Raw genomic sequence first — 16,523 nt, 5'->3', positions numbered from 1 at the left:
GCTCCGGGGTCTGCGGCGGGGTGGCGACGCGGGCGGCGTCCAGAGCGAGGAGTGGGACGACCCAAGGCGAGATGGACGTCGCGAAGCTCTTCCCTAGGAACGGACCAAGGGGCACGTACTCCCATGCCTGGATGTCGCGCGCCGACCAGTCGTTGACGAGGACGGCCCCGAAGACCCGCTCGCCGAAGTCGTCCGCGCCGACGGGGGAGCCGAGCGGCGACGGGGTGCCGACGACGAAGCCGACCTCGGCCTCGATGTCCAGGCGGCGCGATCCGCCGAACGTGGGGGCTGCCTCCCCCTTGCGCTGGCCGGTGGGCCGGACGATGTCCGTCCCGGACGGCACGACCGTCCCCGCGCGGCCGTGGTAGCCGACGGGAAGGTGCTTCCAGTTCGGCATGAGCGGCTCGGAGCCGGGACGGAAGAGGCGGCCGAGGTTGGACGCGTGGTGCTCGGACGCGTAGAAGTCGACGTAGTCGGCCACCTCGAACGGCATGTGCAGGGTGACCGAGTCGACCGGATGCACGGCCGCGTCCGGGACGTCACCGGAGACCAGATCCAGGATCCGGGCGCGGACCTCCACCCAGCGTGCGTGCCCCTGGGCCATGAAGGGGTTCAGGCAAGGCGCGGCGAAGACGTCGTCCACGAAGGTGAGGTCGACGACGGTGTCGGCCACGCGGACGCCCGCGCGAGGGGGCGTCCCAGGTGTGGAGAACACGCCGTAGGGGAGGTTGCCGAGACCGAAGAGGGAGTCTTCGGGGATGTCGATACGGGTCAACGGGACGTCTCCTGGAGTGCGGCCGCGAGCAGGCCGAGGTCCGCGAGTTCGGTCAGCGGGTCGGTGATGCTGCACGTCCCGAACGACAGGAAGTGAGCGCGGGCGGCGATCGTGCGGGCCTCGCCGAGCCGCGCCACGCGGGACGCGATGGACCGGGCGTCGCGGTCGCCGAGGATGGCGGCGAGGTCGGGCAGCGGGCGGCCGTCCAGAGCGGCGTCGGTCGCGAGCAGCAGGTTGAGGAAGCCGTGCTGGTGGAAGCCCGTCTCCCGGTCGGTGTTGCGGACGGGATGGTGCAGGCCCGCGGTCGCCTTGAACGGGACCCCGGCCTCCACCACGGCCTTGACCGCGGCGGCCAGCTCGTCCGTGCTCGGGTAGAGGTTGGCCTTCACGCCGCCCGTGCGGAACTTCGCGCGGTGGCCGCGCGCGGCCACCGCGGCGATCACCGCGGCCCGGCGGTCGTCCCTCGGCACCTCGACGTACAGCGGCACGGGGACGGGGCCGAGCACGCGGAAGAACTCGTCCGGCTGCATCCCGGGCGGGACGGCGACCTCAAGCCCGCGCAGGTCGACCGGCAGTCCGGCGGCCGTCACGAGGGACTTGGCCGCCTCGCACGGCCCGCCCGGCGCGGTCACCGACAGGTCGAGCGGATCGCCGGGGCCGAGCAGCCGGTCCAGGTCGCCCAGCGCGGTCGCCGGCAGGACGAGCGGGCCGACGAGTTCCGCGTAGGGGGCCGACCGGTGCCGGCGGTGGGCCGGGACGGCGTCGGTGAGCGGGGCGAGACCCGGCGGGAACACGGCCGCGTCGTCGCAGAGGCCGAGGGCGAACGCCGGGATCATGACCGCCCCTTCGCCCACGTCCAGGCGTAGGCCGGGTCCTCGCAGGCCAGGCCGCCTTCGCCGAGTTCGAGCGGGTGGAAGGTGTCGACCATGACGGCCAGCTCGTCGAAGAACTCGACGCCGATGCTGCGCTCGTACGCGCCCGGCTGCGGGCCGTGCGCGAAGCCGCCCGGATGGACGGAGACCGACCCCGGCCCGATGCCCGAGCCCTTGCGCGCCCCGTAGTCGCCGCCGCAGTAGAACATGATCTCGTCGGAGTCCACGTTCGAGTGGTAGTAGGGCACCGGGATCGACAGCGGGTGGTAGTCGACCTTGCGGGGGACGAAGTTGCACACGACGAAGTTGTGGCCCTCGAACACCTGGTGCGCGGGCGGCGGCTGGTGGACGCGCCCGGTGATCGGCTCGAAGTCGTGGACGCTGAACGTGAACGGGTACAGGCAGCCGTCCCAGCCGACCACGTCGAACGGGTGCCGCGCATAGGTCATGCGGGTTCCGGTGACGCCCCGCGAGCCCCGGTGCTTGACCAGGACCTCGACGTCCGTGCCGTCGGACAGGAAGGTCTCGTCCGGGGCGTGCAGGTCGCGCTCGCAGTACGGGGCGTGCTCAAGGAACTGGCCGTAGCGCGACAGGTAGCGCTTCGGCGGCGCGATGTGGCCTCTCGCCTCGATCGCGTACGCGCGGAGCGGCTGGTCGCCGGTGGGCAGCCACCTGTGGGTGGTGGACGTCGGGATGATGACGTAGTCGCCCTGCTTGGCGGGCAGCGTCCCGAAGACCGTCTCGACCGTGGCCGTGCCGGACTCGATGTAGACGATCTCGTCGCCGGTCGCGTTGCGGTACAGCGGTGAGTCCGCCATGGAGACGACGTACGACAGGCGGACGTCGCTGTTGCCGAGGATGAGGCGCCGCCCGGTGACGACATCTGTGTCGGCCCAGGTCTCCTTGGGGAACAGCTCGTGCAGCTTGAGGTGGCGGGGCTTGAGCGGATGGTTGGGCGTTGTGGAGGCGTCCGGGACGTCCCACGCCTGCGAGTCGACGATCGCGGACGGGATCTCCCGGTGGTACAGCAGCGACGAGTCGGACGAGAACCCTTCCTCGCCCATCAGCTCCTCGAAGTAGAGCCGCTCCTCGCCGTTCCCGTGGCGATGCTGGGTGTGGCGTTTCGGCGGCACGTGGCCGACCCGGCGGTAGTGCGCCATGCTCCCTCGCCTCCGATGATTAACGCATTAACCATTTTGTGCCGACACTACGACTCATCTCCCGCACAGGGAAGGGCCTAACCGGTCCCGCCGCGCTTCAGCTCCGCTCCCGCGCGTCGAACTGCGTCCGGCCGGCGATGAGCTTGTCCAGCAGCATGATCAGCATGTGCTGCTCGGCCTCGGTCAGCACGCCCGCCCACTGCCGCTCGCGCTCGTTCTGCCCGGCGAAGATCTCCAGCATGGCCCGCCGGCCGTGCTCGGTCAGGGACAAGATCACCGACCGGCCGTCCCGCTCTCCGGGCGCGCGGTCCATCATCCCGTCCGCGATCAGCGTCTTCGCCAGGTTGGACACCGCGGCCCTGCTCATCCCGGCGAGCGTGGCGGCCCGGCCCGGCTCCAGCGGCCCCGCCAGCCAGGTCACGAACAGCAGCCGGAAGCCCGCCCACGAGCGCCCGCGCGGCCGGTGCACCGTGGACTCCAGGTCGTAGGTGACGATCATCGACGCCCGGTTGAGGGTCAGCAGCAGCCGGGTCGCGAGCGGGTGCGGGAACCCGAACTCCTCCGAGAGCCTGCGTCCCGCCAGATCGACGAACGACCAGAAGTCCGGCTCGTCTCCGCCCTCCGCGGCCATATCCGATCCCCTCATCTGATTCATGAGTTAACTATTTAACCCGGCTGAGACGTGGGTGTCAGGGGGAGATCACCGGGAATCTCCCCCGTGCGGGGATCATGCGGGATCAGTGAAGCGTGCTCGGGAGGGCCGATGGCGACCGTCGCCGACCAGTTCATCGAAGTGCTGCGCCAGGCCGGCGTACGGCGCGTCTACGGCGTGGTGGGCGACAGCCTCAACCCGATCGTGGACGCGATCCGCCGGACCGACGGCATCGACTGGGTGCACGTCCGCAACGAGGAGGCGGGCGCCTTCGCCGCGGCCGCCGAGGCGCAGACGACGGGACGGCTCGCCGTGTGCGCGGGAAGCTGCGGCCCCGGCAACACCCACCTCGTCCAGGGCCTCTACGACGCGCACCGGTCGGGGGCGCCCGTGCTGGCGCTGGCCTCCCAGATCCCGAGCGCGCAGATCGGCAGCGGGTACTTCCAGGAGACGCATCCCGAGCGGCTCTTCGCCGAGTGCAGCCACTTCTGCGAGGCGATCAGCACCCCGGAGCAGATGCCGCGCATCCTGCGGACCGCGATCCAGCAGGCGCTCGGGCTCGGCGGCGTCGCGGTGCTGACGCTGCCCGGCGACGTCGCGGGCAAGGACACCGCGGAGCCGACCGGCGAGCACGACTTCCTCGTCCGCAAGGGGATCGTCCGGCCGCCGGCCGACCAGGTGGAGCAGCTCGCGGGGGCGCTCAACCGGGCGCGCAAGGTGATGCTGTTCTGCGGCGGCGGCGTCAAGGACGCCCATTCCGAGGTGATGCAGCTCGCGCACAAGCTGCTCTCGCCGATCGGTCACGCGCTGCGCGGCAAGGAACGGATCCAGTACGACAATCCCTTCGACGTCGGGATGAGCGGCCTGCTCGGGTACGGCGCCTGCTACGAGGCGACGCAGGAGGCCGATCTGGTCGTCCTCCTGGGCACCGACTTCCCCTACGACCAATTCCTGCCGGGCAAGAACACCATCCAGGTGGACGACGACCCAGCGAAACTGGGCCGCCGCACACCGCTCGATCTGGCCGTGCACGGCGACGTGGGGGAGACGCTCCGGCTCGTCCTTGGCAAGGTCGAGCAGAAGCACGACCGGTCCTACTTGGACGACATGCTGCACCGCCACACGCGCGCTCTGGAGAACGTCGTCTCCGCATATACGCGGGACATCGAGAAGCACATTCCGATCCACCCGGAGTACGTCGCCTACGTCCTGGACGACATCGCCGCCGACGACGCGATATTCACCGTGGACACCGGCATGTGCAACGTCTGGGTCGCCCGCTACATCACGCCCAACGGCCGCCGTCGCGTGATGGGCTCGTTCGTCCACGGCTCAATGGCGAACGCGCTACCGCACGCGATCGGCGCGCAGTACGGCGCACCCGGGCGCCAGGTCGTCTCCGTCTCCGGCGACGGCGGCCTCGCGATGCTGCTCGGCGAACTCCTCACGGTCAAGCTCCACCGCGTCCCCGTGAAGATCATCCTGTTCAACAACGCGTCGCTCGGCATGGTGCGCCTCGAAATGATGGTGGACGGCTTCCCCGCCTACGAGACCGACCACGAGGCCGTCGACTACGCCGCCATCGCCGCCTGCATGGGAATCGATTCGGCCCGCGTGGAACGCCCGTCCGACGTCCGCGCCGCGATGGAGACCGCCCTCGCCGCCCCGGGGCCCTACCTCCTGGACGTCGTCACGGACCCGAACGCCCTGTCCCTCCCGCCGCGCATCACCGCGCAGCAGGTTAAGGGCTTCGCGCTCTCCGCGGGCAAGACCGTCCTGACCGGCGGCGTCGGCAAGATGCTCGACCTGGCCCGCAGCAACCTCCGCAACATCCCCCGCCCCTGACCGCGCCGGTTGTCAGGCGCGTGACAACCGCGCGCCCGAATAGGTGGCCCGGCATAGAAGAGGGCGAAAGCGGTTATCCGTACGGTCGACTCGTACCTCGCACCAAGCGTCGGAGGCGGCAGATGAGCGGACGATCGTCGGAGTTCGGGCGCCGCGTGGCGCTGGTCGTGCGGGCCGGCGGCATGTTCTTCCGGAGCGGGATGTGGCGTCCCGGGCCGCCGCTGCGGGTCGCCCGCCAGCTCAACGCGCTGCGGCGCTGGGGCACCCTGCTCGGCGGGACGCTCGTGTCCACCGCGGCCCGCGACCCCGGCGCCGTGGCGATCGTCGACGATGAGGGCGAGCTGACCTACGGCGAGGTCGACGCCCGCACCGACCGGCTGGCCGCCGCGCTCGGGCGGTTCGGCACCGCGCCCCGCGTCGCGGTCCTGTGCCGCAACCACCGGGGCATGGTCGAGACGCTCGTCGCGTGCAGCAAGCTCGGCTCCGACACCATCCTGCTGAACACCGGGATGAGCACCGAGCAGCTCGTGACCGTCGTGCGCGAGCAGGAGGCCGAGGTCGTCATCGCCGACACCGAGTTCGCCGGCTTCCTCGCGGCCGTCCCGAAGACCGTCCACGCCGTGGGGGCGGGCGGGCCCAACTCCGAGCTGGAGAACCTCATCGCCACGGCGCCCGGCGCCAGGATCGCGCCGCCCGCGAAGGCGGGCCGGACCGTCGTCCTCAGCTCCGGCACGACCGGCCGTCCCAAGGGCGCCAACCGGCACTCGCGGCCGGGCCTGTCGCCGATGGTGTCGGTCCTGTCCCGCATCCCGTACCGGGTGCGCGAGCGGATGTTCATCGAGGCGCCGCTGTTCCACACCTGGGGATACGCGATGCTCCAGGCGGCGATCCCGCTGCGCGCCACGATCGTGCTGCGGTCCCGCTTCGACCCCGAGCAGACGCTCCGGACGCTGGAGGCCACCAGGGCGACCGCGCTCGTCGCCGTCCCCGTCATGCTCCAGCGCATGATGGACGTCCCGGAGTCCGCGCGCCGCAAGTACGACACGTCCTCGATGCGGATCGCGGCGCTCAGCGGCTCGGCGCTGCCGGCGACGCTCGCCACCGCGTTCATGGACGAGTTCGGCGACGTCCTCTACAACATGTACGGGTCGACGGAGGCGTCGTGGGTCACCATCGCCACGCCCGCCGACCTGCGCGCCCGTCCCGACACGGCGGGCACGCCCCCGCCGGGGACGAAGGTCGCGATCCTGGACGAGTCCGGTGAACGCGTCCCGGCCGGGACCACCGGACGCATCTTCGCCGCCAACGAGATGCCGTTCGCCGGCTACACCAGCGGCGACACCAAGGAGATGCGCGACGGCCTGATGAGCCTCGGCGACGTCGGGCACCTCGACGAGCAGGGCCGCCTCTTCGTGCAGGGCCGCGACGACGACATGATCGTCTCGGGTGGGGAGAACGTCTTCCCGAGCGCGATCGAGGAGGTCCTGAGCGCGCTCCCGCAGGTGCTGGAGGTCTCGGTGATCGGGGTGCCGGACGAGAGCTTCGGCCAGCGGGCCGCCGCCTACATCGCCCTGCGCGAGGGGGAGGACCTCGACGCCGACGCCGTGCGCGCCCACGTCCGCGACCATCTCGCGCGCTTCGCCGTCCCCCGCGACGTCCACTTCGTCGACGCGCTCCCCCGCAACGCCACCGGCAAGGTCCTCCGCCGCGAACTCCAGGACCGCTCGGACTGAGCGTGCTACGCGCCGGTGGGAGGCCGGTCCGCGTCGATGACGAACCAGAGGCGGGTGCGGCGGGGGGACTGGTCGAGGCCCCACTCGTCGGCGAGCGCGTCGATGACGGTGAGGCCGCGCCCGTGGTCGAGGCGCGGCTCGTCGTGGGGGCCGTCCTGGGCGGGGCCGTCGTCGGTGACGTCGACGCGGATCCGCCGGCCGTCGGTGGCGACCGACACGGTGACGATCCCCGTGCCGTGCAGGACGGCGTTGGCGACGCCCTCGGCGGCCATCAGCTCGATGTCGTCCAGCAGCATCTCGTCCGCGACGACCTTCGCGGCACGCTCGCGGACGGCACGACGGGCCCGGCGGCCGCCATCGCCGTCACCGGTGAACCCGAACGGGTCACCGAGCCGTTCCATCCCCACGGTCACCTGAACCTCACCATCGGAACTCGGACGCGCATCGCAATCATTCACCTGCGGTGAGTGATCGGGCAATGCCATGGACGTATCGATCTCGGCCTTTCGGGGGCGGGTTCGACGTCAGACGCGGAGCTCATGGTACGAGTTACCGCAAGATCCGCGCATTGCGAAAATATGAAACCTCGACCATGTTTTTGCTCACTCCGCCACATGGTCGAGATGGAGCGGCGGGCGGCGACGTGTAACACCCCATCGCAGGTCCGTGCCATTTGCTCACCTAGGCGTACAAACCGGTCATTTTATCCGTCCCTTGGCGTGGATCGCCGGACGCCTTCTCCATGTCACCATCCGTTACATCAGCGTTATCGCCGGGTCGGCGGAGATGGGGTGCCGCCTGCCGGGCCGCACCGTGGCTCCGGCCGGAGCCTCACCCCCGGAGGTGCGCCATGCAAGCCGTCGTTCTCGCCTGTTCCGCGCAGGCCGTCTACATCGTCGCGTACGTCCTTTTCAAGACGGCCACCGCCCGGATGAGCCCGATCGGCGGCCGGCACCCGCTGCACGCCGCCGGGCGGCTGGTGCGCAGCCCGCGCTGGCTGGCCGGCGTCCTGGTGCTGCTGGCGGGCTTCGCGCTCTCCGCCACCGCCCTTGTCACGCTCCCGGTCGCGGCCACGCTCCCGGCCTTCGGACTGGGCCTCGTCCTGCTGCTGGCCGTGGGGATGAGCGGGTTCGGCGAACGTCCCACCTCGCGCGAGTGGGGCGCCGCGATCATCACCGTGGCCGCGATGGTCACCGCCGCGCTGTCGGTCATGCCGGGCCCGGGGGAGTCGCTCGCGGGCGCGCTGCACCGCACGGGCGGTGCCGAGGCGGCCGCCGCCCTGCCGCTGTGGAAGGCCGCCCTCGTCGTCGTCCCGTCGCTGGCCCTGCCGCTCTGGATGTTCGGCGTGCGCGACCGCCAGGTCCGCGGGCGGCACGCCAGGCCGCTCACCGGCATCGCCTACGGCTGCGGCGCGGGCGTCCTGCTCGGCGCCACCGAGGTCTTCGGCATGGGCATGGCGACGATGCTCGCCGGCGACCACCGGGGGGACGTCCTGACCTCGCCGCACCCGTTCCTGTTCCTGCTCGCCGGCGTCCTCGGCCTCGGCCTGCTGTCGATCGGCCTTCAGCGCTGCCGCCTCACGATCATCGTCACCGTCGTCACGGTGACCGCGAAGACGCACCTGCTCGCCTCGGCCACGCTGCTGTACGGCGAACCGTGGCCGAGCGACCCCGCCCTGTTCCTGCTGAGGGCCGCCGGCGTGGGCCTGGCCATCCTCGCCCTGCTGTCCTTCCCCCGCCACGAGAAGCGGCGTCCGGGCAACCCCGCCGTGCGCAATCTTTCCAGTGTCAAGATAGGGTGGCGGTGAACCCAGCGAGAGGAGACCGCGGTGACCGAGAACCCCGGCCTTGCCCGGCAGGCGTGGCACCAGCTCGAACCGGTGCACGCCCTGTTCTGGTACTCACCCGACGTGTTCGCCGAGGCGGAGGCGCTCGGCTACAAGGTGGAGGCCCGCTGGCCGAGCTACTTCGCCTGGCGCGCCGCACCGCTCGGCGCGGCCGGCGCCTCATCGGTGGCGTCCGCCTTCTACAGCTTCAGCCCCCGCATGGTGGCCGAGCACGTCCCCGCCGCGTGGACGGTCGCCCCGCCCGAACGCGTCCTGGCGGCCCGCACCCGCGCCGTCGACCGGATGTACCGGACGCTCCTCGGTGATGCCGTCGACACCCCGGACATCGCCGAGGCCGCGGAGCTGGCCCGCTCCGCCGCCGAGTCGGCCGCCACCGCCGGACGCCCGCTCGCCGCGGCCAACGCCGGCCTGCCCTGGCCGGACGAGCCGCATCTCGTCCTCTGGCACGCCATCGGCATCCTGCGCGAGCACCGCGGGGACGGCCACGTGGCCGCGCTCCTCACGGCCGGGCTCGACCCCGTCGAGGCGCTCGTCTCGTTCGCCGCGATCGGTGCCGCGCCGGTGGAGACGTTCGCCGGCCGGGGCTGGACGGACGACGAGTGGGCCGCCGCCCGCGAGCGCCTCGCGTCCCGCGGCCTCGTCGACGCCGGCGGAGCCGCGACCGGCCGGGGCCGCGAGCTGCGCGACTCCGTCGAGCGCACGACCGACGACCTCGCCTACGGGCCCTGGCGGACGCTCGGCGCGGAGAAGACCGACCGCCTCGCGCAGCTCACGATGCCGATCCTGGTCAAGGTCCTGGAGACCGGCCTGATGCCCGCGCAGAACACCCTCGGCATAGGCAAGGTCCAGCCGCCTCCCCGCTGACCCGCGTCGCCCGGCGGCGGCGCCGTGTCACAGGGAGTGCAGGCGTGGAGCCGGGTGAGGCTGTGCGCGGCGCCGGACGACCGGGCGGCGGCGGGAGCGTAAGTGCGCGGCGCGGAGGACCACCTCTATGCCGAAGCGGGCCTCCGGGTCGTCGAGTTCCTTGCCGAAGACCTGCTCGATCTTGCGCATCCGGTACCGGACGGTCTGCGGGTGGATCTGGAGCTGCTCGGCGATCTCGGCGGCGGTGCCGCGGGTCATGAGGCGGCAGCGGAGCGTCTCGGTCAGCCGGTCCCGCCGGCCGGGCGTCATGCCGTCGAGGATCCCCAGATGCCGCCGGGTCAACTGCTCGACCAGCGCGGGATCGGACAGGAGCCACAGCGAGACGAGGTTCTCCTCGCACAGGGTCACCGGGTCGTCGCCGAGGACGCCGTCGAGCGCGAGGTCGAGTGCCCGGCGGGCCCAGCGGAGCGAGTCCGCGGCCTGGCCGGCCGGCATCGTGAGGCCGACCGCGATCCGGCTGCCGGGCAGCGCCTCGCCCAGCATCGCGTGGCGACCGGGCGTGAACGGGCCGGGCAGCAGGAGGTACGGCGCGGCGCACTCCACGTCGGCGAGGACGTCCTCGTCCAGGGAGGTCCACACGCAGCGGGCCTCCGGCTCGACGGCGACGAGCGTGACCTCGTCCGGGACGGCCCACCCGGTGGCCTCGGCCGGCTCGGCGAGGTCGGCTCCAGGGTCCTCCAGGAGGAGGTGGAGCAGCCGCCGGCGCCGCTCGTCGAGTGCCGGTATCGGGCGCTCCCTGGCCCGCAGGTAGCCGTCGAGCGAGTGGGCGGCCAGGTCGTCCAGGTAGACGAACAGCGCCTCGGCCAGCCGCGACATGGTGGCCGAGGAGATGTCGTGGCGCGGCGCGACCTTCATGACGCGCCGCCACGCGACCTGCCCGCCGATCCGGTAGGCGGCCTGGAGGCAGTCCATGCTGCGGCCCTCGTGCGCCTCGTACTGGCCGAGCATCCGGGCCGTCCCCACGGAGTCCCTGCTGATGGCCGGAACACCGGGGACCGCCGCCACCCGGTCGACGAACGCGGCCAGGCTGTGCTCCACGCTCAGCCGCAGCACGTGACCGTACGGCCCGTCGAGCGGCCGGGCGTACTCGGGGATCGCGCGGCGGATCTCGGCGACGATCTCCTCGGCGAGGCTCGGCAGCTCCGGCCGCATCAGCCGGGCGAGCCGCGGCGGGAGCCGGCCGTCGCGATCGGCGGGACCCTCGTATTCCAGGACTCCGGTCATCTGCGCACCTCCGTCGCACCTGGCGTGACGCGGAACGCATTGAAGGTCGCACGGCCCGCGCTCCCGTTCTCTAGACCTGAAGAACAAATCCCCATGACCGGTGCTCACCCGTTTACAAGAACCTCATTCGGGGTGATCGCCGCCCCGCGAACCGCCCCGCATTCCGCGGACGCCGACGCTGCCCCCGAATTTCTGGCCGGTGCCGCCCGCGAAGCCCCGGCCGGAACGACCGCCGGACATTACCGTTCCGGAACAAGTAAAAATGCGCGTCGATTGAAAAGTTGTCATGAAACGACAATGATCCACGCGGCTTGAAGATCGCCTGCGATCAGGCCGTGGTCAACTGAGTGAAATGTGCATCCTTCTTCGTCGCGGACTCGATTCCTTTGTGGGTCCGGGCTTCGTTACGGTCCCTGAATCCGGACTGTGACGACCGAAGGGTGGGCGCGTTGACCGCTTCGGTGGCCGTGGAGAGGCCCGGGTCCGCGACGGACGCGCCGTCGCGCCGGGACCGGCTGCGCGGGTCCCTCTACGGCTGGCTCGGGCCGCTCCTCGTCTCGGCGTTCGCCGGGCTGCTGGTGTTCCACCGGCTCGGGACCCCGCACGCGCTCGTCTGGGACGAGACGTACTACGCCAAGGACGCGTGGTCGTTCCTGCACTACGGCGTCGAGCACAACTGGAATGTCAGGTCTGACGGGAGCCCCGCCAACCTCCACTTCCTCGCCGGGAATCCGGAGGCCGGCCTGGCGCACGGCGCGGAGTGGGCCGCCCACCCGCCGCTCGGCAAGTGGTTCATCGCGGCGGGCATGGCGGTCGCCGGCTCCGGCCCGTTCGGGTTCAGGTTCGCGGCCGGTGTCGCGGGCGTCCTGGCGGTGCTGCTGCTGGCCCGCATCGCGCGGCGGACGACCGGGTCGACCGTGCTCGGCTGCGCGGCCGGACTGCTGCTGGCGCTGGACGGATCATGGCTCGTGTCCAGCCGGGTGTCGATGCTCGACATCTTCATGCTCGTCTGGATACTCGCCGGTTTCGCCTGCGTCCTCATCGACCGGGACAGGGCGCGCGCCGCTCTGGCGTCCCGCGTGGAGGGCGCGAAACCCGGCGGGCCGCTCGTCCGGCACGGGTGGCGGATCGGCGCCGGGGTCTGCTTCGGGCTCGCCTGCGGCACGAAATGGTCCGCCGTGTACGCGATGCTCTTCTTCTGGGCGCTGGCGCTGATCTGGGACCGGAACGCGCGTAAGGACGCCGGAGTCGCCCGGCCGTGGCGCGGCGTGGTGAAGCTGGACGTGCCGCTGTCCCTGCTCCAGGTGGGCTTCACCGCCGGGGTCGTCTACGTGGCCGGCTGGTGGGGCTGGTTCGCCTCCGGGACGGGCCTGCAGAAGGCGCTGTTCGGCCAGACGCTCCCCGGCTTCCAGCGGGATTGGGCCGACCTGAACCCGAGCGGCATCTGGCCCACGTTCCTGAACCCGCTCCGGTCGCTGTGGCACTACCACGCGATGACCCTGGACTTCCACGGCGGTGTGACGGGCGCGAACCCGGGCCGGTCGTGGCCGTGGCAGTGGCCCTACCTGGGGCATCCGGCCGCCATGTGGCGGACGTCCGCGCCGGAGGGGCAGGACGGGTGCCACGCGGAGACGTGCGTCAGCGAGATCGCCCACCTCGGCACCCCCGCGATCTGGTGGTTCTCCATCGCGGCGCTGCTCGCCATGGCGTGCTACTCGCTCTTCTTCCGCGACTGGCGGGCGGTCACCGTGGTCGGCGGCTACCTGGCCGGCCTGCTGCCGTGGCTTCCGGCGGCGTTCGACGACCGGACGATGTACTCCACCTACGCGCTGCCGATGCTGCCGTTCGCGATCCTCGCGATCGTCCTGCTGTTCGAGGGGATCTACGTCCCGTACCGCGACCGGCCGGTGATGCGCGCGGTGATCGGCGGGGCGGGCGCCGCCTACCTGGCGGTCGTCGCGGTGAACCTGTTCCACCTCCATCCGATCCTCACGGCCAGGGCGCTCCCGGAGGCGGAGCGGCTCGCACGCCTGTGGCTTCCCGGCTGGGCCTGACCCGTGACCCGCACGCATGTCCGCAGCTTCAGGAGAGGTGACCGAATGAGGATCCGGGCCCGGTCGGTGGTCGCGGCGGTGACGGTGATCGGCCTCGGCGCGGTCGTGTCCGGGTCGCTGTCCGGCGGCACCGCCACGGCGCAGGAGGCCGACGCCTCCCTCGGCTACGCGTGCGAGTTCCCGTCCGGGGCGTCCCATCGGGTGGGCGTCCAGGTACGGGGGACGTTCCCGGCGGCGGGGACGGCGGGCGAACCCGTCAGGCCGGGCCGGATCACGGCGACGGTGACCGTTCCGGAGGCCGCGCTACCGGCGGTGACGGCGGTCGGCGGGCCCTCCGTCGCGGGCACCGTACGGCTCGCGACCACCGTGCGGCAGAACGGCACGTCCACGCCGGTCGCCTGGGACGGCCTGACCACGCCCGTTACGCCGGTGGCGGAGGACGCCGACCTGGAGTTGGACGCGTCCGGTGACGTCCCGCCGGTGACGCCCGCGGGGGCCGGGGACCTGACGTTCACGGCGGGGGATCTGGCGCTGGCGCTGGAGTCGCGCGACGCCAACGGCGGTGCGGGCAAGGACGCGAAGTCCCTGGAGATCTCCTGTTCCCCGTCCGAGGGGCGGGACATGACGCTCGCCATAGTGCCGGTGCGGGGCGGTGGAACGCCGGGCCAGAGCCGGGCCCCGGAGGCGTCCGCGGCGCCGAGGGCCGGTCCGGCGCCCGCGCAGGCCCCCGGCGGGACGCCGCCGGAGTGCGGAACGTACACCGGGCCCGACGACACCTGGATGCCGGGCTGCGTCTACCTTTCCGGATTCTCCAACGTCGCGAAGCTCGACGGCGCCGCCGTGCTGAACGATCCGGAGTTCGCCGAGCCGGCGCTCACCAACATGATCTACATGATCACCCGCGAGGGCGCGTCGGTGCGGCAGAAGTTCGTCACGCCGCTGCGGTCGACGTCCACCTTCCTGACATTCGGGCTCATGCCCACCACCGCGACGATGGAAATGGTGCAGCGGCCACTGAAACCCGGTGACCCGGACGACCCGCAGGACTACGGGACGTTCGAGGCGATCAGCGACCGGGAGACCGGAATCCAGTCGGTCAGCGCCCACATGAAGATGTCGATCCGCATCCGCGACGTGAAGGTCAACGGCACTCCGCTGGACGTGGGCGCGAACTGCCGGACCGCCACCGACGCCGACCTCCGGCTCAAGGGCCAGATGCCCAACATCCTGGAGGGCGGAGTGGTCGAGGGAACCTTCGCCATTCCCGGGTTCAAGGGATGCGGTGCCGGCGAGGACCTCGATCCGCTGTTCAACGGCTCGGTCGCCGGGCCCGGGAATCTGCTCCGCGTGACGCTCGGATCGACCTGCATTCCGTTCGCCGAGATCAGCTGCCCGCCCGTGCTTCCCCAGCCTTCCCGCAATCCGCGCTGAGCGTCTCGCCGAAGGCGAGTCGCCCGCCCGACGAGAGGAGAATGCCGTGACCACCCGTCCCAAGGACGACTGGCGTCGCTGGATCGCCGAGAACCTGCTGCTCGGCAACCGCCCGGAGGCGATCCGCGCGGTGCTGGTCGAGAACGAGTTCACCGAGCAAGAGGCCGCCCAGGAAGTGTCGGCGGCACTCGCCAGCCCGTACGTGCAGGGCGGCTCCCGCATCGCGAACCGGCTGCGCAAACGCGAATGGACCCTCACCGTCTACGGCCGGCTCGCCCGGATGCGCGCGTCCGGCGGTGAGATCGAACGCCGGGAACGGCCGTCACGGGACGAGTTCTTCGAGGAGTACTACTTCCAGAACCGCCCGGCCATCATCACCGGGATGCTCAAGTCGTGGCCGGCCTGCACGAAGTGGGACCTCGGCTACCTCCGCGACACCTGCGGCGCCAACGAGGTCGAGGTCCAGTTCGGACGCGAATCCGACGAGAATTACGAGATCAACGGGCCGCGGCACAAGAAGACCATGCCGTTCCGCGAGTACGTCGACATGGTCGAGGCCGCCGGGACGACGAACGACTTCTACATGACGGCCAACAACGCGTCCCGCAACCAGGAGGCGCTGGACGTCCTGTGGGACGACATCGACCCGATCGGCGAGTACCTCGACGGCGACGCCCGGGGCCGGAGCTTCTTCTGGCTGGGGCCGCCCGGAACGAAGACGCCGTTCCACCACGACCTCACCAACAACTTCATGGCGCAGGTCATGGGCCGCAAGAAGATCAAAATGGTGCCGCTGCACGACACCGCGTTCCTCTACAACACCGTCCACTGCTATTCGGACGTGGACGCGAGCGCGATCGACTACGAGCGCTTCCCCAGGATGAAGCAGGCGCAGGTGCTGGAGTGCACGCTCGCGCCGGGCGAGCTGCTGTTCATCCCGATCGGCTGGTGGCACTACGTCGAGGGCCTGGACGCCACGATCACGATGAGCTTCACCAACTTCCTGCGCTACAACGACTTCGCGTCCGGCTACACGACCTACAAGCACCTCTGAGTATCGGCGCGGCTCCGTGAAATCGATCGCCCGATGACAAATTACCGGCCTGTGCGCCAGCAGTGGCCCGGTCGCCGGTGAATTATTGTCATGCCGCAAGTGTCCGCTGATCGTCACGCCTGAAAAGTGTCATTATCTGCGCAAATCCGGTGCCGTGAAAATGACCTTGAATAGGTGTTGGACGGTGAGTGCAACTGCCTTCCAATTTGTCAGTGAACCGTAAAGACACCCCTGATACCGGTCGGTAGGTTTCGGTTCGCAGTTTCGCCAGCGGCCTCGTTTCGAGAAAGGCAGAACGTTGGAAGACAAACTCAGCAGACGCAAGCGGCGCGGAGCCAGAGGGCTCGCGGTCGCCGCCATCGGCGGGCTCGGCCTGTCGGCGCTCGGCGTCGTCGGCGCCGCGCCGGCCGCCGCCGTGCCGGTCCAGCAGACGATCAACTACCACTGCGTCTTCCCGCTGATCGGCAACCAGCCGCTCACGGTCGACGTCACGTCGGACATCCCGGCGGAGATCCCCGTCGGCGAGATGACCCCCGCGTTCGAGATCACGGCGACCGCGCACATCACCGGTGCGATCACCAACGGGCTCCGTGCGGTCCGGGCCACCACCATCGAGGGGACGGCGACGGCCGACGCGGTGCTGTCGGTGCCCGAGTCGCCGGAGCTGCCGGTGGCCGTGGACGTGGTCATCCCGTCGCACGACATCCCGCAGACGCCGGGCGCGGAGTGGGACCTGGTCGCCACGGGCGCCGCCCCGCAGCTGGTCTTCACCCAGCCCGGCCACGGCGAGATCTACGTCGAGAACATGATCCAGCGCATCGACCCGAAGCGGGCCGACGGCACCTCGGTGTGGCCGGGCGGGCAGGAGGTCCAGTGCACCAAGGACCCGGGCCAGGAGGATCCGTTCGCCGAGTTCGAGATCACGGACGGCACGCCGACTCCGACCCCGACCC

The 16,523-nt window shown here is 71.1% G+C and carries 14 protein-coding genes; 8 read left to right on the top strand and 6 right to left on the bottom strand.

From position 1 onward, the window contains the following. The 4 genes from E1281_RS24595 to E1281_RS24580 form a co-directional block, all read right to left on the bottom strand. Window positions 1–775: fumarylacetoacetate hydrolase family protein (locus E1281_RS24595; protein WP_131882028.1), on the bottom strand; the 775-nt coding region annotated here is incomplete at its 3' end. After that, window positions 772–1,611 carry a hypothetical protein gene (locus E1281_RS24590; protein ID WP_131882027.1) on the bottom strand — a complete coding sequence of 280 codons (840 nt, stop codon included), beginning with the start codon at window positions 1,609–1,611 and terminating at the stop codon, window positions 772–774. The genes E1281_RS24590 and E1281_RS24595, both read right to left, overlap by 4 nt. Then, window positions 1,608–2,807, bottom strand: a complete 1,200-nt coding sequence (locus E1281_RS24585) for a cupin domain-containing protein (protein ID WP_131882026.1) — start codon at window positions 2,805–2,807, stop codon at window positions 1,608–1,610. The genes E1281_RS24590 and E1281_RS24585 overlap by 4 nt, the downstream gene beginning before the upstream one ends. A 97-nt stretch (window positions 2,808–2,904) precedes the next feature. Next, window positions 2,905–3,453: a MarR family transcriptional regulator gene (locus E1281_RS24580; RefSeq protein WP_243717357.1), complete on the bottom strand. Its 549-nt coding sequence runs from the start codon at window positions 3,451–3,453 to the stop codon at window positions 2,905–2,907. Window positions 3,454–3,570: 117 nt separating this feature from the next. Here E1281_RS24580 and E1281_RS24575 point away from each other — a divergent pair, with 117 nt between their 5' ends. Further along, window positions 3,571–5,304, top strand: coding sequence for a pyruvate dehydrogenase (locus tag E1281_RS24575; RefSeq protein ID WP_131882024.1), 1,734 nt, complete (start codon window positions 3,571–3,573; stop codon window positions 5,302–5,304). A 122-nt stretch (window positions 5,305–5,426) separates the two neighbouring features. Continuing rightward, window positions 5,427–7,037, top strand: a complete 1,611-nt coding sequence (locus E1281_RS24570; protein ID WP_131882023.1) for an AMP-binding protein — start codon at window positions 5,427–5,429, stop codon at window positions 7,035–7,037. Between the two features lie 5 nt (window positions 7,038–7,042). Here E1281_RS24570 and E1281_RS24565 read toward each other — a convergent pair whose 3' ends face one another. Next, a complete protein-coding gene (locus tag E1281_RS24565; protein WP_243717355.1) occupies window positions 7,043–7,450 on the bottom strand; it encodes an ATP-binding protein in 408 nt (135 codons plus the stop codon). 437 nt (window positions 7,451–7,887) lie between these two features. Between E1281_RS24565 and E1281_RS24560 the strand changes: the two genes are divergently transcribed. Together E1281_RS24560 and E1281_RS24555 are read left to right on the top strand one after the other, a co-directional pair. Then, on the top strand, window positions 7,888–8,844 hold the full coding sequence (locus tag E1281_RS24560; protein WP_131882022.1) for a hypothetical protein: 957 nt from the start codon (window positions 7,888–7,890) through the stop codon (window positions 8,842–8,844). 21 nt (window positions 8,845–8,865) lie between these two features. Continuing rightward, on the top strand, window positions 8,866–9,747 hold the full coding sequence (locus tag E1281_RS24555) for a hypothetical protein (protein ID WP_131882021.1): 882 nt from the start codon (window positions 8,866–8,868) through the stop codon (window positions 9,745–9,747). A 27-nt stretch (window positions 9,748–9,774) separates the two neighbouring features. On the opposite strand, the gene E1281_RS24550 is transcribed toward E1281_RS24555, so the two are convergent. After that, complete coding sequence (locus E1281_RS24550; RefSeq protein ID WP_131882020.1) at window positions 9,775–11,031, bottom strand: helix-turn-helix domain-containing protein; 1,257 nt, start codon at window positions 11,029–11,031, stop codon at window positions 9,775–9,777. A gap of 449 nt (window positions 11,032–11,480) precedes the next feature. Here E1281_RS24550 and E1281_RS24545 point away from each other — a divergent pair, with 449 nt between their 5' ends. From E1281_RS24545 to E1281_RS24530, 4 genes are all read left to right on the top strand, one after another. Continuing rightward, window positions 11,481–13,085, top strand: a complete 1,605-nt coding sequence (locus E1281_RS24545; protein ID WP_131882019.1) for a phospholipid carrier-dependent glycosyltransferase — start codon at window positions 11,481–11,483, stop codon at window positions 13,083–13,085. 45 nt (window positions 13,086–13,130) lie between these two features. Then, the gene (locus tag E1281_RS24540) at window positions 13,131–14,516 is read left to right on the top strand and encodes a DUF6801 domain-containing protein (protein WP_131882018.1); all 1,386 of its coding nucleotides are present in this window, start codon (window positions 13,131–13,133) and stop codon (window positions 14,514–14,516) included. Between the two features lie 46 nt (window positions 14,517–14,562). Further along, complete coding sequence (locus E1281_RS24535; RefSeq protein ID WP_131882017.1) at window positions 14,563–15,570, top strand: cupin-like domain-containing protein; 1,008 nt, start codon at window positions 14,563–14,565, stop codon at window positions 15,568–15,570. A 298-nt stretch (window positions 15,571–15,868) separates the two neighbouring features. Continuing rightward, window positions 15,869–16,523 (top strand): DUF6801 domain-containing protein (locus tag E1281_RS24530; protein ID WP_131882016.1); only part of this gene is annotated, 655 nt, incomplete at its 3' end.

The sequence above is a fragment of the Actinomadura sp. KC345 genome, assembly GCF_004348515.1.
Taxonomy (GTDB): domain Bacteria; phylum Actinomycetota; class Actinomycetes; order Streptosporangiales; family Streptosporangiaceae; genus Spirillospora.
This window is presented reverse-complemented; position numbering and strand designations above follow the sequence as displayed.

Excerpts from the sequence above, each read along its gene's own strand:
- E1281_RS24560 (WP_131882022.1), top strand. The coding sequence starts at position 7,888 with ATGCAAGCCGTCGTTCTCGCCTGTTCCGCGCAGGCCGTCTACATCGTC.
- E1281_RS24585 (WP_131882026.1), bottom strand. The coding sequence starts at position 2,807 with ATGGCGCACTACCGCCGGGTCGGCCACGTGCCGCCGAAACGCCACACC.
- E1281_RS24580 (WP_243717357.1), bottom strand. The coding sequence starts at position 3,453 with ATGAGGGGATCGGATATGGCCGCGGAGGGCGGAGACGAGCCGGACTTC.
- E1281_RS24590 (WP_131882027.1), bottom strand. The coding sequence starts at position 1,611 with ATGATCCCGGCGTTCGCCCTCGGCCTCTGCGACGACGCGGCCGTGTTC.
- E1281_RS24575 (WP_131882024.1), top strand. The coding sequence starts at position 3,571 with ATGGCGACCGTCGCCGACCAGTTCATCGAAGTGCTGCGCCAGGCCGGC.
- E1281_RS24550 (WP_131882020.1), bottom strand. The coding sequence starts at position 11,031 with ATGACCGGAGTCCTGGAATACGAGGGTCCCGCCGATCGCGACGGCCGG.
- E1281_RS24540 (WP_131882018.1), top strand. The coding sequence starts at position 13,131 with ATGAGGATCCGGGCCCGGTCGGTGGTCGCGGCGGTGACGGTGATCGGC.
- E1281_RS24570 (WP_131882023.1), top strand. The coding sequence starts at position 5,427 with ATGAGCGGACGATCGTCGGAGTTCGGGCGCCGCGTGGCGCTGGTCGTG.